At 65.6% G+C, this 21,890-nt stretch carries 17 protein-coding genes; 11 read left to right on the forward strand and 6 right to left on the reverse strand.

Features of this window, described 5'->3' with window-relative positions; all coding sequences use genetic code 11:
* Positions 1–170: 170 nt before the first annotated feature.
* On the reverse strand, positions 171–1,124 hold the full coding sequence (locus tag ASD28_RS29065) for a hypothetical protein (RefSeq protein ID WP_056136834.1): 954 nt from the start codon (positions 1,122–1,124) through the stop codon (positions 171–173).
* A 293-nt stretch (positions 1,125–1,417) separates the two neighbouring features.
* Here ASD28_RS29065 and ASD28_RS29070 point away from each other — a divergent pair, with 293 nt between their 5' ends.
* The 8 genes from ASD28_RS29070 (at position 1,418) to ASD28_RS29105 (ending at position 10,294) form a co-directional block, all read left to right on the forward strand.
* Positions 1,418–1,660, forward strand: coding sequence for a KGG domain-containing protein (locus ASD28_RS29070; protein ID WP_052170513.1), 243 nt, complete (start codon positions 1,418–1,420; stop codon positions 1,658–1,660).
* A gap of 155 nt (positions 1,661–1,815) precedes the next feature.
* On the forward strand, positions 1,816–2,217 hold the full coding sequence (locus ASD28_RS29075; protein ID WP_229412077.1) for a hypothetical protein: 402 nt from the start codon (positions 1,816–1,818) through the stop codon (positions 2,215–2,217).
* 86 nt (positions 2,218–2,303) lie between these two features.
* Positions 2,304–3,428, forward strand: coding sequence for a M14-type cytosolic carboxypeptidase (locus ASD28_RS29080; RefSeq protein WP_056136837.1), 1,125 nt, complete (start codon positions 2,304–2,306; stop codon positions 3,426–3,428).
* 1 nt (position 3,429) lies between these two features.
* Entirely contained in the window at positions 3,430–3,906 is a 477-nt protein-coding gene (locus ASD28_RS29085) for a CYTH domain-containing protein (RefSeq protein WP_056136839.1), read from the forward strand.
* Positions 3,903–5,069, forward strand: coding sequence for a serine hydrolase (locus ASD28_RS29090; protein ID WP_082577203.1), 1,167 nt, complete (start codon positions 3,903–3,905; stop codon positions 5,067–5,069). The genes ASD28_RS29085 and ASD28_RS29090 overlap by 4 nt, the downstream gene beginning before the upstream one ends.
* Before the next feature lie 108 nt (positions 5,070–5,177).
* On the forward strand, positions 5,178–6,335 hold the full coding sequence (locus tag ASD28_RS29095) for an acyltransferase (protein WP_056136841.1): 1,158 nt from the start codon (positions 5,178–5,180) through the stop codon (positions 6,333–6,335).
* 78 nt (positions 6,336–6,413) lie between these two features.
* Positions 6,414–8,120: an FAD-dependent oxidoreductase gene (locus ASD28_RS29100; RefSeq protein ID WP_082577204.1), complete on the forward strand. Its 1,707-nt coding sequence runs from the start codon at positions 6,414–6,416 to the stop codon at positions 8,118–8,120.
* Between the two features lie 116 nt (positions 8,121–8,236).
* On the forward strand, positions 8,237–10,294 hold the full coding sequence (locus tag ASD28_RS29105; protein WP_082577205.1) for a tetratricopeptide repeat-containing diguanylate cyclase: 2,058 nt from the start codon (positions 8,237–8,239) through the stop codon (positions 10,292–10,294).
* A 311-nt stretch (positions 10,295–10,605) separates the two neighbouring features.
* Here ASD28_RS29105 and ASD28_RS29110 read toward each other — a convergent pair whose 3' ends face one another.
* Entirely contained in the window at positions 10,606–11,859 is a 1,254-nt protein-coding gene (locus tag ASD28_RS29110; RefSeq protein WP_056136844.1) for a DUF2863 family protein, read from the reverse strand.
* Between the two features lie 275 nt (positions 11,860–12,134).
* On the opposite strand from ASD28_RS29110, the gene ASD28_RS29115 reads away from it, so the two are divergent.
* Positions 12,135–14,435: a TonB-dependent siderophore receptor gene (locus ASD28_RS29115; RefSeq protein ID WP_056136846.1), complete on the forward strand. Its 2,301-nt coding sequence runs from the start codon at positions 12,135–12,137 to the stop codon at positions 14,433–14,435.
* A gap of 2 nt (positions 14,436–14,437) precedes the next feature.
* Positions 14,438–15,115, forward strand: a complete 678-nt coding sequence (locus tag ASD28_RS29120) for a Fe2+-dependent dioxygenase (protein ID WP_056136848.1) — start codon at positions 14,438–14,440, stop codon at positions 15,113–15,115.
* Positions 15,116–15,238: 123 nt separating this feature from the next.
* On the opposite strand, the gene acnA is transcribed toward ASD28_RS29120, so the two are convergent.
* From acnA to ASD28_RS29140, 4 genes are all read right to left on the reverse strand, one after another.
* On the reverse strand, positions 15,239–17,947 hold the full coding sequence (acnA, locus tag ASD28_RS29125; RefSeq protein ID WP_056136850.1) for an aconitate hydratase AcnA: 2,709 nt from the start codon (positions 17,945–17,947) through the stop codon (positions 15,239–15,241).
* 42 nt (positions 17,948–17,989) lie between these two features.
* Positions 17,990–18,286: a hypothetical protein gene (locus ASD28_RS33240; RefSeq protein WP_307169589.1), complete on the reverse strand. Its 297-nt coding sequence runs from the start codon at positions 18,284–18,286 to the stop codon at positions 17,990–17,992.
* A gap of 215 nt (positions 18,287–18,501) precedes the next feature.
* Entirely contained in the window at positions 18,502–19,491 is a 990-nt protein-coding gene (locus ASD28_RS29135; RefSeq protein WP_056136854.1) for a CoA ester lyase, read from the reverse strand.
* A gap of 51 nt (positions 19,492–19,542) precedes the next feature.
* Entirely contained in the window at positions 19,543–20,535 is a 993-nt protein-coding gene (locus tag ASD28_RS29140; RefSeq protein WP_056136855.1) for a malate dehydrogenase, read from the reverse strand.
* A 263-nt stretch (positions 20,536–20,798) separates the two neighbouring features.
* On the opposite strand from ASD28_RS29140, the gene ASD28_RS29145 reads away from it, so the two are divergent.
* The gene (locus ASD28_RS29145) at positions 20,799–21,596 is read left to right on the forward strand and encodes a GntR family transcriptional regulator (protein ID WP_056136857.1); all 798 of its coding nucleotides are present in this window, start codon (positions 20,799–20,801) and stop codon (positions 21,594–21,596) included.
* Positions 21,597–21,890 lie beyond the last annotated feature (294 nt).

Here is a 21,890-nt window from a genome sequence, read left to right on the forward strand (position 1 = left end):
GACGCCCCCATGGCCCGAATGGCTGCGGCACTAAGCTCGTGTGCAATCCTGTTCTGGTTTGGCATGCTTCGCTCGCGGTCTGAATGTGACAGGTTCGACCGCGAGCGAAATGGCTGGGTTCCGGGACTAGCCCGGCGCTTGAATCTGGATCAAGAACAGGGGAGGACGCTTCAGGGCTTACGCTTGAAGCCGGTATCGTCGTCCATGTTGTCGTCGCCGTGCAGCTTGTTGGCGAAGCCGGGGCTGCGCGGGTAGCCGCCGGCGGCATCGTTCGACTTGTGCACCGCCGGCCCGCCTGCCGAGGCCGTGGAACCGGTCTGCGAGCCCTGGCGGTCCGTGCTGTCCGCGCCCGTGTTGCCCGGCGAGCGCGGCAGGCCGCCGGCCACGTCGTTCGACTGGTGCACGCCGCCCACGTCCGAGTTCTGGTTCGACATCGAGCGCGAGCCGGCCACGTCCAGCTGCGTGTTGCCGCGCTGGGCTTCATGGCCGCCGGCGGCGCCCGGTCCCGGCATGCCGCCGCCCTGCGTGGCGCCCGATGCCGACTGGCGGTTGCCCATCGAGCCGCGCGGCGGCTGTGACGGCAGTTCGCTGCGCGGGCCGTGCATGCCGCCGCCCTGCGTGTGCGTGGATGCCTGCAGGTTGCCGCGCGAGTCGGACAGGGAGCCACCCTGAAGGTCGGGCTGCCGGGCGCTTTGCGAGGGCAGGTTGCCCCGCACGACGTCGCGGTGCATGTCGCGCTGCTGGTTCAGATCGACCCCCGAGTCTTTCGGACGGTGTCCGACAGCCTGTTCCAGCAAGCCGTAGGCACCGGACTTCTGTTCCATTTGGCGCTGGTGGCTGTCCGTGATGCCCTGCACGGCACCGGAGCCGCCGTTGATCTGGTTGTCCATCGAGCCGCCGGGAATGCCGGCATCCTCGCCGTACTCGCGGCCGCCCACGCCGCCCTGGCCGCCCATGATGTCGCGCTGCTGGTTGCCCTGCTGCTGTACGCCGGTGCCTTGCGGATACGTGTGGTCGAGCGGCTGGCCGCGGTCGGCGCTGGCGCCCTCGGACCCGGGCGTCCATTTTTCGTTGGCGCCGTTGTTCGTCTGGTTGTTCGCTTCGCTGCGTTGGTTCGCGTCCATGGTCGTCTCCTTTCGATCTCGAATTGAGATGATGCGCGTCCCGGAGCGACTTCAGTATAGGAAGACGTTGCGGTTATATGTAGGACGATTACCGACGAGTTATTTACGACTGGAAGTAGTGTTTCGAGAGTGAATCTTCTGTGTCACATTGTCCTACAAAGTCATCTGAAATGCTCCTATAGTCTCATCTGGACGGCATGCCTAAGATGTTTTCCGACCGAGCGCTCATCCGATGGCATCGGCAGGCCTGCCGCGGGACGCGGCGGTTTCAACTGCAACGAGGAGAGAACATCATGGCATCCAGCAATCAAGGCAACAAACAAAGCGGCGGCACCAAGAACCGCGGTTTCGCATCGATGGATCCGGAGCGTCAGCGCCAGATCGCCAGCGAGGGTGGCAAGGCCGCCCACCAGAAGGGCACCGCCCACGAGTTCACCTCGGAAGAGGCACGTCGCGCAGGCAGCATGAGCCATGGCAACCGCCAGTCGGCTTCGGGCTCGTCGTCGCGCAGCTCGTCCAAGGGCAACAAGCAGTAGTGTTGCGCAGGCGGGACGGTGGCGGCGCCGTCCCGTTGCCACGGATTCCACACGGGGAGCGCAGGCTCCCCGTTTTGCATTTCTTTAACACAATTCTCAAATGGGATGCGGTAGAATCCTCGGGCTTTCAACCACTTAGCCCATAGGAATTCGTCGTGAAATCAGCGGTCATCCGTCAAGTCAAGAGCATGTCCATGTCGTGCGACCGGGTCGGCAACCTGTTGTTGACCAAGTTTTCCGCACACGGCGCGAGCGACGTCGCCGTCTTCGTGCCGGCATCGGTCGTGTTCTGGCTCCTCAAGCACCTGCCGGTGAACCAGGACCCGAACCTGCAGCCGCCGCCGGCCGGCCCGCAGATCACCCAGTGGGACTGGGATCATCCGAACATTCCGCGTGCGTTCACCGTCCAGTGCAAGGTCTTGCCGGGCAAGATCAGCATGACGTACAACCTCGACCGCAAACCGGACCTCACCGTCGTCCTCGACCGCAGCAACGTCGAGCTGATGCGCCAGATCATGCTGGCCTACAGCAAGGACCTGATCGACCTCGACGCGTAAGTCGAAGCGTCCGGCCGTCAGTGATGGCCGGCGGGCGTGGGCTCGGCTATCATGCGGTCTTTGACCGTTATTCGAGGACCCCGCCCATGCCCATCAAGATCAGCCAGCTGTTCGATTCCGGTGCGATCGATGTCGTCCAGGCCACCGACCCGCGCCAGATCGACCTCAAGCTGCGCAAGGATTCTTCAGCCGACATCCACCAGTGGTTCCACTTCCGCCTGCAGGGCGCGCGCGGCCAGGCCTGCACGATCCGCTTCCTGAACGCGGGCCAGGCGACGTATCCGAAGGGCTTCGAGGGCTACCAGGTGGCGGCCAGCTACGACACCGAGAACTGGTTCCGGGTGCCGACGTCATTCGACGGCCAGGTCATGACCGTCAACCACACCCCCGAGCTGGACAGCATTTATTACGCCTATTTCGAGCCCTACACCTGGGAGCGCCACCTGCGCCTGCTCGGTGAAGTGGCGGAAAACCCGATCGCGCGCGTGCACGACATCGGCACGACCGTCGACGGCCGCGACATGAACCTCGTCGTGGTCGGCAATCCGCAGGCCGAGAAGAAGATCTGGGTGATCGCGCGCCAGCATCCGGGCGAGACGATGGCCGAGTGGTTCGTCGAGGGCATGATGGATGCGCTGCTCGACAATTCGAACCCGATCTCGCGCAAGCTGCTGCAGCGCGCCGTGTTCTACATCGTGCCGAACATGAATCCGGACGGTTCCGTCCGCGGTAACCTGCGCACGAATGCGGCCGGCGCCAACCTGAATCGCGAGTGGATGACGCCGTCGCCCGAGCGCAGCCCGGAAGTGCTGTGCGTGAAGAACAAGATCCACGAGACGGGCGTCGACATGTTCTTCGACATCCACGGCGACGAGGCGCTGCCGTACAACTTCGTGGCCGGCAGCGAGATGCTGGAAGATTTCACGCCGGAGCGCCTGGCCGCCCAGAATGCGTTCATCGAGCGCTACATGGCCGCCAGCCCCGACTTCCAGAATGTCTACGGCTATGCCGCGAGCAAGTACAACGAAGAACTGCTGACCCTGGCCTCGAAGTACATCGGCCACACGTTCAAATGCCTGTCGCTGACCCTGGAGATGCCGTTCAAGGACAACGCCAACCTCCCGGACCCGTACGTCGGCTGGAACGGCGCGCGCAGCGCCGCGTTGGGTGCCGCGATGCTGCAGCCGATCCTGCAATCGCTGGACGACTGACATGGGTGTCGAGATCGAACGCAAGTTCCTGCTGGCGAATGAAGGCTGGCGCGGGCAGGGCATCCCGACGCGCATGCGCCAGGGCTACCTCGTGGCCGACGCCGTCCGGACCGTGCGCGTGCGCATCGAGGGCGAGCGGGCGGTCATCACCATCAAGGGAAAAAGCACGGGCGCGTCGCGCGGCGAGTGGGAATACGAGATCCCCGTGGCGGACGCGACGGAGCTGCTCGACGGCCTGTGCGAGCAGCCGCAGGTGGAAAAGATCCGCCACCGCATCGAGCATGCGGGCCACACGTGGGAAGTGGACGAATTCCTCGGCCTGAATGCCGGGCTCGTCGTCGCGGAGATCGAGCTCGATGCCGAGGATGAAGCGTTCGAGAAGCCGGACTGGATCGGCCAGGAAGTCACGGGCGAGAAGCGCTATTACAACTCCAGCCTGATCCGGATGCCGTACGCGCAGTGGCAGGATAAGCCGTGAGGCGGCGCGCGCTCCTCGCGCTGGCCTTGTCCGCGACAGCGCTGGCCGGTGCTTCCACGGCGGCCGCCACGCTGCCGAAGCCCAAAGCGGAGCCGTCGTACTTTCCGCCGGCCGGCGCGTGGGCCCACAAGACGCCGGGCCAGCTGGGCATCGACGCCGCCAGGCTGCGCGACGCCGTCGCGTACGCGCAGGCGCACGAGACCGAGCGGGCCCGCGACTTTTCCGACCAGCGACAGACGTTCGGCGAGCCGCTCGGTTCGCTGCCGTCGAAACGCGCACCGACGAATGGCGTCGTCATCTACAAAGGCTATGTCGTGGCGGAATTCGGCGACACGCACTTCGTCGACCCGACGTATTCCGTCGCGAAGAGCATGCTGTCGACGGCCGCCGGCGTCGCCCTGCGCGACGGCCGGATCGCGGACCTCGACCAGCCCGTCGCCGCGACCGTGAAGGATGGCGGCTACGACTCGCCGCACAATGCCCGCGTCACATGGAAGCACCACCTGCAGCAGGAATCCGAGTGGGAAGGCAGCATGTGGGGCAAGAACGCGGACTTTGTCGGCCACGACGCGTTCGGTGCGGGCGAGCGCAAGCCGCGCACATTCCAGGATCCGGGTAAGTTCTACGAATACAACGACGTGCGCATCAACCGCTTCGCGCTGTCGCTGCTGCGCGTGTTCGGCAGGCCCGTCCCGGACGTGTTCCAGGACGAGGTCATGGACCCCATCGGCGCGTCGCACCAATGGAAGTGGGTGCCGTACACCAACAGCTACGTTGACATGAACGGCAAGCTCGTGGCCTCCGTCAGCGGCGGCACGCGCTGGGGCGGCGGCATGTGGATCGATTCGTGGGACATGGCGCGCTTCGGCTATTTGTGGCTGCGCCAGGGCAATTGGAACGGTCGCCAGATCGTGCCCAAGGACTATGTGAAGGCGGCACTGACGCCCAGCGCGCACGGGCCCGACTACGGCTATCTGTGGTGGCTGAACACGACGGGCAAGAACCTGCCTGGGCTGCCGCCGACGGCGTTCGCGGCGCTGGGCGCCGGCAGCAACGACATCGTGGTGTCGCCCGAGCATGATCTCGTGATCGTGTGGCGCTGGCATGCGGGCAATCCGGCCGAGTTCGCCAAACGCGTGATCGCGGCGCTGCCGGTTCGGTAATCCGCCCGATACTGCCGTTTTTTGTAGTTTTTGAGACGTTTTTTTTAGCGACTACAGGCCGGACCCGGCGAGAATCGGCCGCATCGATCACTTTGCGATGGGGACACGATGCGGGACGCCCGTACGACGATGGACTTGCCGGTGGCGCCGGACGCGCGGCAGGCAGCGGCCCGGTATTACCGCCCCGAACTGGACGTGCTGCGCTTCATCGCGTTCCTGTTCGTCTTCATGACGCACCGCACCGACCTGGCGCCCATCGACCAGGCGCGGCATCCGTGGTTCCATGCGTTCGCGCAGATCGGCGTGTATGGCGTGCCGGTGTTCTTTTTCCTGAGCGCCTTCCTGATCACCGAATTGCTGGAGCGGGAACGGAGCGCGACCGGCACCATCGACGTGCGCGCCTTTTATGTCAGACGCATATTGCGGATCTGGCCCCTGTATTTCCTGGTCTTTTTCGGGCTCGTCCTGCTCAACCTGGTCTTGCCCGGCGCCGGCGCGGACTCGCCCGCCAAATGGCTGTTCTTCACGCTGTTTGCCGGGAACTGGTACATCACGTTCAACGGCTGGATCGAGTATCCCGTCAATCCGATGTGGAGCCTGTCGGTCGAGGAGCAGTTCTACATCGTCATCCCGTTCCTCGCCTCGCTCGGACGCCGCGCGCTCGTGGCGGTCAATGTCGCCGTGCTCGCCGTGTCGTACGGCGTGATCGTCTGGTATGCGCGCGGATTCACCACGCCGCCCGGCTTCAGCGGCCAATGGACCAACAGCTTCGTGCACTTCCAGTTCTTCGCGGGCGGCATGTTGCTGGCGCTGGCCTTGCGCGGCCGCCGGCCCGACTGGCATATCGCCGCGCGGGCCGGCCTGTGGAGCGCCGCCATCGCCGCCTGGCTGGTCGCGTCGGCCGGGTGCGGGATCAAGGCCGATTATCCCCAGTCGACCGTGACGGAAAGCCTGGCGGGCTGGGGCCTCGTGCTGGCCGGCGCCGCGCTCATGCTGGTCGCGACGCTCGGCACGCCGCAGCGGTTCCTGCCCGCGCCCCTGGTCTACCTCGGACGCATTTCATACGGCCTCTACCTGACCCATATCTTTTTCTTCTGGCTCGTCTATGACAAATGCAAACCGTGGCTGGCCGGCCTCGGCGACGACGTCGGCATGCTGCTCGCCTTTGCCGCGACGGTGGCCGTGGCCTCCGTGCTGTACCGGACGTTCGAAACGCCGTTCCTGCGGCTGAAACGGCGTTTCACGCGGGTGCCTTCGCGCGACTGATACCCCTACATTTATCCAGTCCACTTCGCGCCCGAAGTGCGCTAGCATGCCGGCGTACCCCACCACAAGGCGCCGACCATGTCCGAACACGATCCCGAACTCATCTCCGCCAGCCTCGCGCCCGATTCCGAGGCGCGCGCCGCCATCGACCTGGCCACGCGCGGCCACCAGATCTATCCCGTCCTGGGCGCGGACGACATCCAGCGCCTGCGCCGCTTCGGCACGTGCCGCACGTGGCCGGACGGGGCCACCGTGTTCCGTGCCTGCGTGGATTCGCCGGGCATGGTCGTCGTGCTGGCGGGGCGGTTGTCGTGCAGCCGGACGGACGCGCTCGGCAACCGGGTCGAGGTCGTCGAATACGGACCCGGCCAGTTCAGCGGCGAAGTGGCCCAGCTCTCGGGCCGGCCGCCGCTCGCGGACGGCTTCGCGGTGGGCCAGCTGGAAGCCCTCGTGCTCGACGCGGAATGCCTGCGCGCCGTGATCGTGGCCGAGGCCGAACTGGGCGAGCGCCTGATGCGCGCGTTCATCCTGCGCCGCGTGCAGCTCATCAACAACAAGCCGGGCGGCCCCATCCTGATCGGGCCGAACGCGCACGCAGGGCTGTTCGAGCTCGAGAATTTCCTGTCGCGCAATGCCTACCCGTACACGCGGCGCGACCCGGCCACGGACCCGGAAGCGGCCCAGCTCGTCCGCGAGCACTGGCGCAACGAGTCCGACTGGCCGCTCGTCGCGTTGCCGGACGGCTTCGTGCTGAAGAACCCGACCCTGGCCGAGGTCGGCCGCTGTCTCGGCACCTTGCCCCGCATCGAGCGCGGGACGGTGTTCGATGTGCTGGTCGTGGGCGCCGGTCCGTCCGGCCTCGCGACGGCCGTGTACGCCGCTTCCGAGGGCCTGCGCGTGATGGTGCTGGACCAGCGTTCCTATGGCGGCCAGGCCGGCGCCAGCGCCCGCATCGAGAACTTCCTCGGCTTCCCGACCGGGATCTCCGGCCGCGCGCTCGCGGGCCGCTCGTACGTGCAGGCCGTGAAATTCGGCGCCGAGGTCGCGATCCCCGCGCCGGCCACGCGCCTGCTGTGCCACGAGCGGCCGCTGAAGGTGGAAATGGATGACGGCACCTGTCTGCAGGCCAAGGCCGTCGTGCTGGCGTCGGGCGCGCGCTACCGCAAGCCGGACCTGCCCAACCTGGCGCAGTTCGAAGGCCGCGGCGTGTACTACTGGGCGTCGCCCGTGGAAGCGCGGCTGTGCCGCAACGAAGCCGTCATGCTCGTGGGCGGGGGCAATTCGGCCGGGCAGGCCGCGGTCTTCCTCGCGGCGCATGCGTCCGAGGTGCACATGCTGGTACGCCGGGGGCTGGAGGCGACGATGTCGAGCTACCTGATCGAGCGCATCGCGGCCACGCCCAACATCCATGTGCACACGCGGCGCGAGATCGCCGCCCTGGAAGGCGACGACAACGGCCTGACGGGCGTGCGCTGCCGCAGCATCGACGGCGACGACGAGCGGTCGTTCGCCGTGCGCCGGCTGTTCCTGTTCATCGGCGCCGATCCGAACAGCGACTGGCTGCACGAATGCGGCGTCGAACTGGACGACAAGGGCTTCGTGCTGACGGGCGCCGACACGCGCCCGGAACACGGCGCCCGCTCGCTGGAGACGAGCGTCGACGGCGTGTTTGCCGTGGGCGACCTGCGGGCCGGCTCGACCAAGCGCGTGGCCGCGGCGGCGGGCGAGGGGGCGGCGGCCGTGTCGCAGATCCACGGGTATCTGGCGACATTGGCCGAGCGCTGACGGTTGCAACCCGCGGCGCATGGCGAAGACAAGGTTGAGTTGAACCTTCTAGATGACAGCAGGCATAATGCGCCGGCAAGCGGCCGACCGTCCTTCGGCCCAGCCCGAGGAGTGCAATGGCCTTTTCCGTACTGTCATCATCCAGCATGCGCGCAGTGTGCGTCGCCGCGGTCTTGCTGTGCCCGCTCGTGGCCCATGGCGACGAGGCACAGGCACGCCGCCTGCGCGACATCGGCGCCATGGCCCGCTTCGTGCCGGACGAAGCGTCGCGCCGGCTGCGCGCGATGGAATGGGAAATGGCCACCGCCCCCGCGGCGCTGCGGACGGACTTCCTGTACCACTACAGCACCGCCGAGCGCGGCATCGGCGACCTGACGCATGCGCTGACCCTGGCCGACCAGCTCGTCACGTATGGCCGGCGCAACCATGACAACGTCGCCCTGGCGAAAGGCCTGATCGGGCGCGCCAACACGCTCTATTTGCGGGAAGAACTGGCCGCGTCGCACGCCACGGCGTTCGAGGCGGAACGGGTCGCCCTGGCGACGGACGACGTCCCGACCAAGGTGCTGGCGACGATCGCCGCCGGGCAATCGTTCCAGGAGGAGGGCAATTATCCGGAGGCGCTGGCAAAACTGCATGCCGCCGTCGACATGGCACGCCACGTCAAGGACGACGCCGCCCCGCTGGCCAGTGCGCTGCACACGCTGGTGCAGCTGTATTTGAACACGGGCGATTTCGACAAGGGATGGAAGGCGCAACGGGAAGCGCTGGCCGTGGCCAGGCAGATGGCCTCCCCGGGCTATATCGCGACGGCGCTGGCCGACGAGTTCGCGCTGGCCGTCGAGCAGAAAGCGTTCGCGCGGGCCCGGCATGCCCTGTTCGAGGAACTCGCCCTCGAACGCAGCATCGGCGCCCGCCAGATGGTGGCGACCACGCTCGTCAACCTGTCGGATTGCTACCTGAAGGAGGGCCGGTTCCGCGAGGCCCAGACCTATGCCGCGCAGGCGCTGGAGGCCGCCCTCGACGCCAGGAGCAACAACGACGTCGCCACGGCCCGCGTCAACCTGGGCCAGGCGCTGCTCGGGCAAGGCCACCTGGCCGACGGCAAGCGGCAGGTCGAAGCCGGCCTCGCGACCTATGAAAAACAGGGCGACAAGCCCGAACTGCTGGCGGTGCTGCGCGAGTATGGCTACGCGCTGGAGCATGCCGGCGACTACAAGGGCGCCGTCGACGCGTACAACCGCGAGCGCAAGCTGTCGAGCGAGATCTTCGACGAGCAGCGCCAGAAGGCGCTGATGGAGCTGCAGCAGAAGTACGAGGCCGAGAACAAGCAGCGCCGGATCGACGCCCTGCGCCAGGAGAACCGGGCCACGAAGGCGGAGCTGGACAACCGCCGCCTGCATCAACGCATCTGGTGGATGCTCGCCATCGTCTTCGGGCTGGCGTCGGTGGTCGTCGGCCTGCTGTACCGGAAAGTGCGCCGCGCCAACGCCGAGCTGGAAGAGAAGAACCAGCAATTGAAGCGGCAGGGCGCGCTCGATCCGCTCACGCTGCTGTACAACCGCCGCCACTTCCAGGAATTCATGGGCCGGACCGGCACCGAGCGGCGCGCGGGCGGCGACGGGACCGTGGGTGCCCTGTTCCTGCTGGACGTCGACCGGTTCAAGGACATCAACGACGCGCTGGGCCATGCGGCCGGCGACGCCGTCCTGAAGACCGTTGCGCACAACCTGCGCCTGGCACTCCGCGAGACCGACATGATCGTGCGCTGGGGCGGCGAGGAATTTCTCGTGTTCGTGCCGTCGGTCGCGCGCGACGGCCTGGACGAGGTGGCGCTGCGCATCCTGCACGGCATCTCGTCGCAAGCCGCCGAGCACCGGGGGACGCGCGTTCCGGTCAGCGTATCCGTCGGGTTCGCGCCGGTTCCAGTGGCGCTCGGCGGTACGGCGCTGACCTGGGAACAGGTCGTCAACCTCGCGGACATGGCCTTGTACCAGGCCAAGGCGCGCGGCCGCAACTGCGCGTGCGGCGTGCTCGGCTTTCCCGACGGCGCCCCGGCGACGCTGGAGCCGATCGAGCGCGACCTGGAAGAGGCCGGGCGCCAGGGATGGGTCGACCTGTCGGTGGTGCCGGGCGACGTCGAATACTCGACGGCGGTGCGGTCGCGCGCGTGACTTTCAGCCGCCCGGCAGGTCGCGCTCGAGTTCGGCGACCTGCGCGAGCCAGCGCGCGACGACGTCCAGCTCGTCCGGCGTGAACCCGGCCGTCAGGCGCGCGTTCAAGTCCTGCAGCACGGCGTGGGCCTGGCGGCTCGCGTCCTGTCCCTGCGTGCCAAGAACCGGGGTCAGAGCCCGGTTTTAATCAATTTCCTCGAGGCTCAACAAGTTTGCCTTATGGATCTTGCCAAAAAAAGGGCTCTGACCCCGGTTTTCAAAAACAAAACCCGGCACGGGGCCGGGTCTTGTGGTTGAGGCGATGCCGCGCGTTAGTGGAAGTGCTCGTTCCCCGCCGGCGTGTCTTCCGGCATTTCGGCATGGACGAGTTCGCCGCTCGGGTCGGCGAACAGCGGTGCGCCGCAGTCGTCGCAATACTCCGCGACATAGCGTTCGCCGATGCGCTTGACGTGCGTGATGCCGACCTCGTTCAGGTGCTTGACGATCTCGTCCAGCGGCGCGAGCGGGCGGTCGCCGCCGCCGGCCGGGCCTTCCATCGGCGTGCCCTCCTCGTCTTCCTGGCCGTACAGGGGCCAGACGATGCCGTAGACGACGTCCGGCGACTGGCGCAAGGTGAAGCCGACGCGGTATTCGTCGACCTGGCTGTCGTTGACTTCGTCACCGAAGCCGGCCACGACCGCGCGCAGGTCGTTCGGTTCGACTCCCAGCGTGTTGGTCAGGTAGTGGACGGCGGCGCGGATCGATACCGGCCGGATCAGTTTATCGGCCTCGCGGCACGCGACGTAATACGCTTCCGGCAGCAGCAGCTCGACGCCGCAGCCCGGCAGCAGGCGCGCGATGTTCGGACCGGCCTGGGCGCGCCATTGCTCGAGGCAGTTCTCGCGCTCGGCTTCGAAGTTGATGTGGTGCTGCGGTTCCTGCCAGCGGAACAGCGGGGCGCCCACCGGGGCCACGACGGCCGCGAGCAGGTAGCGCGTGTCGGCCAGGAATTGCGACGTGTCCGGGCCGGGCGCGGCCGGCTTCACCGTCGAGCCCTTGTGGGCGGCGGCGGCGAGCTTGTGCGTCAGGGAATAGGTCTCGGCATGGGTGCGCGGCAGCTGGTCGATCGAGTACAAGGTCGGCGCGATGGCCACCTTCGTGTTGTCGGCCAGCAGGTGCGCGGAGAAGTGCGCCGTCAGCGTGGTCAGGATGTCGCCGGGGATCGTGCCGGACGCGATCGAGAAACGGGTCCAGGCCAGGATCGGCGCAGCCACGAGCAGCACCTGCCACGTGGCCTCGGTACCGTCCTTGGCCTGCTCGGTCATCGTCGAGGACTCGCTGACCGCCTCGACGCCGTCCATCAGCACGTCGTAGACCGCGAGGTCGCCCTTGAACAGGACGTTGAGGGCGGCGTCGATGCTGTCCTGGTGGTTCGTCTTGAGCAGCTTCTGCAGCTGCGTGTCGAGGTTGCGTTCCCAGGTCCGTTCTTCAACGCGGCTGGCGGCCTGCACGATGGCGTTGCTGATGCTGATGAGACGCTGGCTTTCTGCCGAAAGTTTGGGTGAGTCTTTGGAAGGGCGACGCATACGCTTGAGGAGTCTCTTCAGTAAGGTGATTCGTATTCTTGGTTGACATCTCGGGTCATGATAAACCCTTATCCCCGACATTGTAGTTGATTCGCCCACACCCCAGTAACACGACGGCAAGATTGCCGGCGTCGCATTCCTGCCTCACCCCCGTATTTATTGGTCTTCGCGCTTGCTAAAAGTACTAATCAGAATCATAATGCGAATCGTTCTCATTCATGTTCCTGCTAACTACGGCGCAGCGAGACGCCCGGCAGGGCGCAATCCCCCACACCATGACGACCAACAAAAACAACACCCGGAATTCCTTCATCACCAGCCGCAAGCATGCCCGCACGTTGCCGACCCCGGCACTGGCCATGCTCGCGTCGCTGGCGCTGCCCGCCGTTGCCCATGCCGGTCCGGACGTCACCCCGGATCCGACGATCCCGAGCGTCCAGGTGACGGGCGCCAACCAGCAGCCCACGTCGGCCAACACCAAATTCACCGCACCGCTGCTCGACACGCCGAAATCCGTCACGATCGTGCCGGCCGAGGTCATCGCGCAAACGGGCGCCACGTCGCTGACGGATGCGCTGCGCACCGTACCCGGCATCACCATCGGCGCGGCCGAAGGCGGCAACCCGGTCGGCGACAACATGTTCATCCGCGGCTACAACGCCCAGACGGACACGTACATCGACGGCATCCGCGACGCCGGTTCGCAGTCGCGCGAGATCTTCGCCGTGGACCAGGTCGAAGTCGTGAAGGGCCCGAACTCGGCGCTGGGCGGCCGTTCGTCGGCCGGCGGCGGCGTCAACCTGATCACGAAGACGGCGCAGTCGTATGACTTCAACCATGCCAGCATCGGCCTCGGCACGGACAAATACCGCCGCGTCACGGGCGACTTCAACCGCAACATCGGCAGCAACAGCGCGTTCCGCCTGAACGTGATGGCGCACGAGAACGATGTGCCGGGCCGCGACGTCGTCGGCGGCAACCGCTACGGCGTGGCGCCGACCGTGACGTTCGGCCTGACCGGTCCCACGCGCGCCATCGTCAGCGTCTACCACCTGACCTCGCACGAGATTCCGGACACGGGCATCCCGTTCAACAACCCGGTCACGACCGGCACCAACGTGTCGAAGAACGGCAACGGCACCCCGTTCAACGTCGACCGTTCGACGTTCTACGGCCTCGCCAACCGCGACTTCCGCGACACGAAGAGCGACATCGCGACGATCGACCTGCGCCACGAACTGGCCAACGGCATCACGCTGCGCAACGTCACGCGCTACGGCAAGTCGAACAACGACTACGTATGGACCCAGCCGGACGATTCGAAGGGCAACACGGTCCTGTACGGCACCGTCTGGCGCCGCGCCAACACCCGCGCGACGGAGACCCGCACGGCGTCGAACGTGTCGAGCATCTCGGGCAAGTTCGACACGGCCGCCATCAAGCATGCGTACAACGCGGGCATCGAGTTCGACCGCGAGACGACCGACCGCGCCGCCTACGTCTTCACGCCGGGCACGAACAACCCGCTGACGGGCACGTTCACCTGTCCGACGTCGGGCGCCGCCACGCTGTACAACTGCACGACGCTCGTCGACCCGAATCCGTACGATCCATGGGTCTATACCCGCGCCTTGTCGGGCGCGCTGACGCACGTGAACACGAAGACGAAGGCGGCCTACGCGTTCGACACGATCGAACTCAACCCGCAGTGGCAAGTGAATCTGGGCGCGCGCTACGACGACTTCCAGACCACGCTGAACACGCTGGCGACGTCGTCGACGGCGGCCGTGGCGGCGCACGTCGACAGCACCTTCTGGAGCTGGCAGACGGGCCTCGTCTACAAGCCGGCGTCGAACGGCAGCATCTACCTGGCGTACGCGACGTCGGCGACCCCGCCGGGCAATGACGGCGGCGACGGCCTGGACGCGCTGACGGTGGCCGTGCAGAACCTGCAGCCCCAGCGCAGCAAGAACTTCGAGCTGGGCACCAAGTGGGACGTGATGCCGGGCGGGCGCCTGTCGCTGACGGCGGCCGTCTTCAAGAGCACGATGAACAATGCCCGCGTGACGGCGCCGGACGGCACGACGCAGAACGTCGGCCGCAAGGAGATCAGGGGCGTCGAGCTGGGCTTCTCGGGCAAGCTGTCGTCGCAGTGGAGCGTGTTCGGCGGCTACACGTACCTGGACGCGGAAATCGCGGACAACGGCTACCTGAACGTCGGCACGACCGCGCAACCCGTGTACGTGGCCTCGCCGTACAGCGGCAACCGCTTCCCGACGACGCCGAAGCACTCGGCCTCGCTGTGGACGACGTATGCGGTCACGAAGGCGCTGACGTTCGGCATGGGCCTGAACTCGATGTCCATGGTGTACGCGAACGTCAACAACAACAAGTGGGCGCCGGGCTATACCCGCTTCGACGCGATGGCCAGCTATGCGCTGAACAAGGACGTCAGCCTGCAGCTGAACGTGCAGAACCTGACCGACAAGCTGTACTTCGACAAGGTCTCGTCGCCGCACTACGCGGGCGTGGGTCCGGGCCGCTCGGCCACCCTGTCGGCCAACGTCAAGTTCTAGTCATGATGCTCCATATTCCAGGCGTGCTGACCGAGGACCAGGTGAAGGCCATGCGCGCGCGCCTGGATGCGACGGACTGGATCGACGGCCGCGCGAGCGTCGGGAGCCAGGGCGCGCAGGTCAAGCGCAACCGCCAGCTGGCGGAGGGTTCGCCGCTCGCGCTGGAGCTGGGCCAGATCGTGAGCGCCGCGCTGATGGCGAACCCGCTGTTTTTCTCGGCGGTGCTGCCGTTGCGCATCCTGCCGCCGTTCTTCAACAGCTATGCGGGCGGCGAGCACTACGGCCTGCACATCGACGGCGCCATCCGCGCGCAGCGGGGCGGGTCGCCCGTCCGCTCGGACGTGTCGTGCACCGTGTTCCTGAGCGATCCGGACGACTACGAGGGCGGCGAGCTGACGGTCGTCGACACGTACGGCACGCACGAGGTGAAGCTGCCGGCGGGCGATGCGATCGTCTATCCATCGTCCAGCGTGCACGAGGTGAAGCCGGTGACGCGCGGCGAGCGCGTGGCGTCGTTCCTGTGGGTGCAGAGCATGGTGCGCGACGACTGGAAACGGGCGATGCTGCTGGAGCTGGACACCAACATCCAGGCCTTGCGCGCGAAGCATGGCGATGGCGCGGAGATGGTGGCGCTGACGGGGCATTATCACAACCTGTTGAGGATGTGGGCGGAGACATAGGGGTCAGACCCCGGTGTTGATGGTTGGGGTCTGACCCCGGTGTTCTGACGCGGTGCCACTTAGCACCGGGGTCAGAGCCCTAAAAGAAACACCGGGCTCTGACCCCTGCGATGACCCCTAGGCTTAGGCAGCGAGAAGCTGACGCAGCACGAACGGCAGGATGCCGCCATGCTTGTAGTAATCCACTTCGATCGGCGTATCGATGCGCAGCAGGACCGAGGTCTCTTTCGTCGAGCCGTCGGCGCGGTGGATCACGAGGGTCGCCTGCATCTGCGGACGGATCTCGCCTTCCAGGCCCTTCAGGTCATAGGTCTCGTTGCCGGTGATGCCCAGGGTGTCGACGCTGTCGTCGCCCAGGAATTGCAGCGGCAGCACGCCCATGCCGACCAGGTTCGAACGGTGGATGCGCTCGAACGAACGGGCGATCACGGCCTTCACGCCCAGCAGCTGGGTGCCTTTGGCTGCCCAGTCGCGCGACGAGCCGGTGCCGTATTCCTCGCCCGCGAAGATCATCGTCGGGGTGCCTTCCGCGATGTACTTCATGGCCGCGTCGTAGATCGACAGCTGTTCGCCGCTCGGTTGGTGGATCGTGATGCCGCCTTCGACCGCGGAACCGTCGGCCTTCGGCGGGATCATCCTGTTCTTGATGCGCACGTTCGCGAACGTACCGCGCATCATGATCTCGTGGTTGCCGCGGCGCGAGCCGTACGAGTTGAAGTCGGCCTTGATGACGCCGTGGTCCTTCAGCCATTTACCGGCCGGACCGTCTTCCTTGATCGAACCGGCCGGGGAGATGTGGTCGGTGGTGATCGAGTCGCCGAACACGCCCAGCGCGCGCGCATTGGCGATGCCGGCGGCGGCCGCTTTCGGGGTCATCTCGAAGTCGCCGAAGAACGGCGGCTCGGCGATGTAGGTCGACTCCGGCCAGTCGTAGACCTGGCCCGACACCGACGACACGGCTTCCCACAGCGCGCCCGGGTTGCCCTTGACGTCCGCGTAGTTGGCCTTGAAGACCTCCGAGTTCATCGCGAGCTTCATCAGGTCGTGGATTTCCTGCGAGGTCGGCCAGATGTCGCCCAGGTAGACGTCGACGCCGTCCGCACCCTTGCCGACCGGTTCCGTCATCAGGTCGCGCATGACGTTGCCGGCGATCGCATAGGCGACGACCAGCGGCGGCGAGGCCAGGAAGTTGGAGCGGATGTTCGGGTGGATGCGCGCTTCGAAGTTGCGGTTGCCCGACAGGACGGCGGCGGCGATGATGTCGTTCGACGTGATCGCGGCGTTCAGTTCCGGGGTCAGGTCGCCGGCGTTGCCGATGCAGGTGGTGCAGCCGTAGGCGGTCAGGCCGAAGCCCAGTTGCGTCAGGTACGGCAGCAGGCCGGCCGCTTTCAGGTAGTTGGTGACGACGCGCGAGCCCGGGGCCAGCGACGACTTGATGTGCGGCGCGACGGTCAGGCCCTTCTCGACGGCCTTCTTGGCCAGCAGGCCCGCGGCCAGCATCACGCTCGGGTTCGACGTGTTGGTGCACGACGTGATCGCGGCGATCAGCACGTCGCCGTTCTTCACGCGCACGCCGTTGGTCGTCTCGTAGACCTTCGACAGGTCTTCCGGCGACTTGTTGAAGCCGTTTTCGCTCGTCGGCTTGGAGAACAGCTCGGTGAAGTTGTGCTTCACGTTGCCCAGTTCGATGCGGTCCTGCGGACGCTTCGGACCGGCGAGCGACGGGGTGACGGTCGACAGGTCCAGGTGCAGCACGCGGGTGTAGTCGATCTCGCCGTCCTTCGGGATGCCGAACAGTTGCTGGGCCTTGAAGTAGTTTTCGAAGGCGGCCAGCTCTTCTTCCGTGCGGCCGGTGCCGCGGAAGTAGTCGACGGTCTTGTCGTCGACCGGGAAGAAGCCCATCGTCGCGCCGTATTCCGGTGCCATGTTGCCGATGGTGGCGCGGTCAGTGGTCGACAGCGAGGCCGTGCCTTCGCCGAAGAATTCCACGAACTTGCCGACGACCTTCTCTTTACGCAGCATCTCGGTGATGGTCAGCACCAGGTCGGTCGCGGTGCAGCCTTCGCGCAGCGTGCCCGTCAGGTTGACGCCGATGACGTCCGGGGTCAGGAAGTAGACCGGCTGGCCCAGCATGCCGGCTTCCGCCTCGATGCCGCCCACACCCCAGCCCACGACGCCGACGCCGTTGATCATGGTGGTGTGCGAGTCCGTGCCGACCAGGGTGTCCGGGTAGTACATCGAACCGTTCTTCATCACGCCGCGGGCGAGGTATTCCAGGTTGACCTGGTGGACGATGCCGAAGCCCGGCGGCACGACGCCGAACGTGTCGAACGCCTGCATGCCCCACTTCATGAACTGGTAGCGCTCGTTATTGCGCTGGAACTCGATCTTCATGTTCAGGTCGAGCGCGTCCGGGGTACGGAAGTGGTCGATGGTGACCGAGTGGTCGACGACCAGGTCCACCGGGACGAGCGGCTCGATCTTCTTCGGATCGGCGCCGGTCTTGGCGGCCACGTTGCGCATCGCGGCCAGGTCGGCCAGCAGCGGCACGCCGGTGAAGTCCTGCAGGACGACGCGGGCGACGACGAACGGGATCTCTTCGGTGCGGGCGGCGGTCGGGCTCCAGTTCGCCAGCTGGCGGACGTGCTCTTCGGTCACCTTCTTGCCGTCGCAGTTGCGCAGCACGGATTCGAGGACGATACGGATCGACACCGGCAGGCGTGACAGGTTCACGCCCAGCGATTCGGCCAGGGCCGGCAGCGAGTGGAACTGGCCGGTCTGTCCGCCCGCGAGCGGGAATTCCTTCAGCGTATTCAACGTGTTCTGAGACATTAACTTCTCCTTTGTGGGGATGTTGTTGTTACCTGCAATCAATCAGCTTTTCGGTTCGGCCGGTGCCGAGGCCACGACCGGCGGCTTGGCCTGCTCCGCGTCCTTGCATTCGTTGGCCAGCTGGCGGCTCTGCTTCGAATCGAGCAGGATGCCCTTCGACGGGATGCCGATCCAGACCAGGCCCAGTTTCGCGTTCTCGTAGCGCTGCGCGCCCGTGGTCGTGCCCACCTTGTCCATGCGGCGCAGGTGGTTCTTCCAGCGCAGCGCGATGTGGCTGTCGTCCATCAGGTTGCGGTAGATGGTGACCTTGTTGTTCAACTCGCAAGAGTATTCGGCCATCGTCGTGTCGGTAACGTCCGGTTCGGGCTCGTTGTCGACGACTTCTTGCTTAGTGTCCTCTTTTTTCGCCTTTTTATGCTTGGAGGATTTTGCCTTTTGTTTCAGGACTTTGGTCGCTTTGGGATGGGTTTCGGCGGCAGTCGCCGTTGCGCAAAGACCGGCGGCCGCGAGCGCAAAGGCACAGGCGGCTGCGATTTGATTCAGAGTGATGGCCATCAGATGGATTCCGGTTGATTGACGAGTGCCGCCGCGGCATCCGGCAGCGCAAGGCCGGCCAGCTTCGCGCGCTGCAACACCGTCCAATAATATCGGTAGCTGGCGCGGTCGTGCAAGCGGCCACCGTGGGCAATCGGACCCCAGTCCTTCGCCATGGCCGCCGTCAGGATGCTCGTCGCGTCGTTCACCTCCGCGAGGCGCGGCGTGAATGCCTTGACGATCGGCTTGATCTGGTCGGGGTGGATGCTCCACATGCGCGTAAAGCCGAATTCGGCGGCGGCGCGCTGGGCGTCGTTGGCGACCACGGCGCTGTCCTTGATCTCGGTCGTCACATTATGCGAAGGGACTTTGTCATGCGCATGACATGCCGCAACCATCTCCAGCTTCGCGCGGACGACGAGGGGATGGGTAAATTGACCCGGCGTACGCATCGCGGCGGCCGGTACCGCGCCATAGTGGGCCGAGACGAAGTCCATGATGCCGAACGACAGGCTTTCGACCTGGGGCAGGGCGGCGATCGCGTACACGTCGTGCAGGGCGCCGTGCGTTTCGATCAGGACGTGCAGCGGCAGGAAGTCGCGGCCGGCGCGTGCAGCGGCCTGGTTGACGAGATCTTGCGCGCGCACCACGTCTTCCAGGCTGTTCGGCTTGGGCAGCACGACGTAGGCGAGGCGCTTGCCGGCGGCGCCGACGATGATCTCGACGTCCTGCGCGAAGTGGGGACTCCCGACGTCGTGCAGGCGGGCGCCGATGCGGTTGTAGCGGTTGTCGTCGCTGTTGATGAGCGCTGCGACGAGCTCGGCGTGGGCGCGCTCGCTACCGGCGCTGGCGCCGTCTTCGCAGTCGAAGGTGATGTCGAAAATGGGACCAAGCTCTTGTTGCAAGGCCATCGATTTGCGCATCAGCTTCTCGCTGCCGGCATAGTGGTCGCAGGCAGGGAGCAGCAGCGGCTGGCGTTGGCCCTGGAATAAAACCTCGGAAGGATGCATGGTGGTTCCGAAAAAAACGGCGGCGCGTCGATGCGCGCCGCCGTTGTGGAATTACTGGCCCAGCAGGTGAGCGACGCCTGCGCGCTCTTCGTTCAGTTCGTTCAGCGTCAGGTTGATGCGCTCTTGCGAGAACGCGTCGATTTCCAGGCCTTGCACGATCTTGTACTCGCCGTTTTCGGTGGTCACCGGGAAGCCGAAGACGATGCCTTCCGGAATGCCGTACGAACCGTCCGACGGCACGCCCATCGTGGTCCACTTGCCGTTGGTGCCCAGCACCCAGTCACGCACGTGGTCGATGGCGGCGTTGGCGGCCGAAGCAGCCGACGATGCGCCGCGCGCGTCGATGATGGCGGCGCCGCGCTTGCCGACGGTCGGCAGGAACGTGTTGGCGTTCCATTCCTGGTCGTTGATCAGGTCCTTGACCGACTTGCCGTTGACCGTCGCGAAACGGTAGTCGGCGTACATGGTCGGCGAGTGGTTGCCCCAGACGACCATCTTCTCGATGTCGCCGACGGCCGTGCCGGTCTTGGCGGCGACTTGCGACAGGGCGCGGTTGTGGTCCAGGCGCAGCATGGCGGTGAAGTTCTTGGCCGGCAGGTTCGGGGCCGATTTCATCGCGATGTGGGCGTTGGTGTTGGCCGGGTTGCCGACCACCAGGACTTTCACGTCGCGCGAGGCGACGGCGTCCAGCGCCTTGCCCTGCACCGTGAAGATCTGGGCGTTGGCTTCCAGCAGGTCTTTACGCTCCATGCCCGGGCCGCGCGGACGGGCGCCGACCAGCAGGGCGACGTCCGCATCCTTGAATGCGGTCATCGGGTCGCTGTGGGCGGTCATGCCGGCCAGCAGCGGGAATGCGCAGTCTTCCAGTTCCATCATGACGCCTTTCAGCGCCTTCTGTGCTTTTTCGTTGTCGATCTCGAGCAGCTGCAGAATGACCGGCTGGTCCTTGCCCAGCATGTCGCCGTTGGCGATGCGGAACAGCAGGGAATAGCCGATCTGGCCGGCCGCGCCGGTAACGGCAACGCGCTTAGGGGTTTTAGCCATGATGAATCTCCAAAGTGGGAAAGAAAAACGGGGCGACGCAGAAGGATACGCCAGTTTGGGAAAACTGCAATCATACCAAAAGGCCTACCCGCAAGCCGGGCGTGCGACGATTGCCGACAGGCGGGCGCCCACGCTCGATCGACCGCGAGTGTATGCCCGCACGATTCCATCTGTCAATTCATATCATATGTCTTATATAAGACACATAATCCGAGGGTTTCTCCACTGGACGGACAATGGGATTTATGAAAAAATCGATGTCTATGAACCCAGCCCCGTCCAATCCGAACAGCAATGGCGCCACGACTACGAGCGCCGGCAGCGCTGTCGGCGGCGTGGCGCCTTCCCCCACATTCTCTCCACTTTACCAGCAGATCAAGGCGCTGATCACGCAGAGCCTGCAGTCCGGCGAATGGAAACCGGGCGAGCTGATCCCCAGCGAAGTCGAGCTGGCCGGCCGCTACAAGGTCAGCCAGGGCACCGTGCGCAAGGCCATCGACGAGCTCGCCGCCGAGCACCTCGTCGTGCGCCGCCAGGGTAAAGGGACGTTCGTCGCCACCCACAACGAGGCGCGCGCCCACTTCCGTTTCCTCAAGCTGATGCCCGACGAGGGCATCCCCCAGCATCTCGATCACGACTACCTCGAGGTCAAGCGCATCCGTGCGCCGGCCGAGGTGGCGCGCCTGCTCGAGCTGAAATCGGGCGACGCGGTCGTCTATATCAAACGGCTGATGAGCGACGGCGGCGCGCCGACTATCCTGGAAGAACTCTGGCTGCCGGGGCAATTGTTCAAGGGACTGACGGCGGAGCGCCTGGCGGAATACAAGGGACCGATGTATGGACTGTTCGAGTCGGAATTCGGCACGCGCATGATCCGCGCGTCCGAAAAGATCCGGGCCGTGGCGGCCGACGCACCGACGGCGCAGGCGTTGAAAGTGCCGGAAGGAACGCCGCTGCTGTGCGCGGACCGGGTGTCGTTCACCTATGGAGACAAGGCGGTGGAGTTGCGGCGCGGGCTGTATCTGACCACGAAGCATCATTACCAAAACGAATTGTCGTGAATTGTTTTTGCGGCGGCTCTATGCTGCTGCATGAATCGCTTGCAGCGATTACAATGCCTTGATTTTGGGCAAGCGTCGAAGACCAAAATCGGCGTAGTCCGGGTGTCAATATAAATAAACGCTTTAAGGGAGGTGTTCCAATGTCCGAAGCCGTGAAGAACGCGCAAAAAAGAGGGCAGCCGATCCGTAATGTGAGCATTACGGACATCACGATGAACTACAAGCAGCCGCCGTCGGCCATCGTGTCGATCCTGCACCGTATCAGCGGCTTCGTGCTGTTCCTCTTCCTGCCGT

The sequence above is a fragment of the Massilia sp. Root133 genome (assembly GCF_001426525.1).
In the GTDB taxonomy this organism is placed as follows: domain Bacteria; phylum Pseudomonadota; class Gammaproteobacteria; order Burkholderiales; family Burkholderiaceae_D; genus Telluria; species Telluria orientalis.

Coding starts and splice junctions, on each gene's coding strand:
- ASD28_RS29120 (WP_056136848.1), top strand. CDS start 14,438: ATGATGCTCCATATTCCAGGCGTGCTGACCGAGGACCAGGTGAAGGCC.
- ASD28_RS29085 (WP_056136839.1), top strand. CDS start 3,430: ATGGGTGTCGAGATCGAACGCAAGTTCCTGCTGGCGAATGAAGGCTGG.
- ASD28_RS29095 (WP_056136841.1), top strand. CDS start 5,178: ATGCGGGACGCCCGTACGACGATGGACTTGCCGGTGGCGCCGGACGCG.
- ASD28_RS29145 (WP_056136857.1), top strand. CDS start 20,799: ATGAACCCAGCCCCGTCCAATCCGAACAGCAATGGCGCCACGACTACG.
- ASD28_RS29115 (WP_056136846.1), top strand. CDS start 12,135: ATGACGACCAACAAAAACAACACCCGGAATTCCTTCATCACCAGCCGC.
- acnA (WP_056136850.1), bottom strand. CDS start 17,947: ATGTCTCAGAACACGTTGAATACGCTGAAGGAATTCCCGCTCGCGGGC.
- ASD28_RS29140 (WP_056136855.1), bottom strand. CDS start 20,535: ATGGCTAAAACCCCTAAGCGCGTTGCCGTTACCGGCGCGGCCGGCCAG.
- ASD28_RS29070 (WP_052170513.1), top strand. CDS start 1,418: ATGGCATCCAGCAATCAAGGCAACAAACAAAGCGGCGGCACCAAGAAC.
- ASD28_RS29110 (WP_056136844.1), bottom strand. CDS start 11,859: ATGCGTCGCCCTTCCAAAGACTCACCCAAACTTTCGGCAGAAAGCCAG.
- ASD28_RS29065 (WP_056136834.1), bottom strand. CDS start 1,124: ATGGACGCGAACCAACGCAGCGAAGCGAACAACCAGACGAACAACGGC.
- ASD28_RS29105 (WP_082577205.1), top strand. CDS start 8,237: ATGGCCTTTTCCGTACTGTCATCATCCAGCATGCGCGCAGTGTGCGTC.
- ASD28_RS29135 (WP_056136854.1), bottom strand. CDS start 19,491: ATGCATCCTTCCGAGGTTTTATTCCAGGGCCAACGCCAGCCGCTGCTG.
- ASD28_RS29100 (WP_082577204.1), top strand. CDS start 6,414: ATGTCCGAACACGATCCCGAACTCATCTCCGCCAGCCTCGCGCCCGAT.
- ASD28_RS29080 (WP_056136837.1), top strand. CDS start 2,304: ATGCCCATCAAGATCAGCCAGCTGTTCGATTCCGGTGCGATCGATGTC.
- ASD28_RS33240 (WP_307169589.1), bottom strand. CDS start 18,286: ATGGCCGAATACTCTTGCGAGTTGAACAACAAGGTCACCATCTACCGC.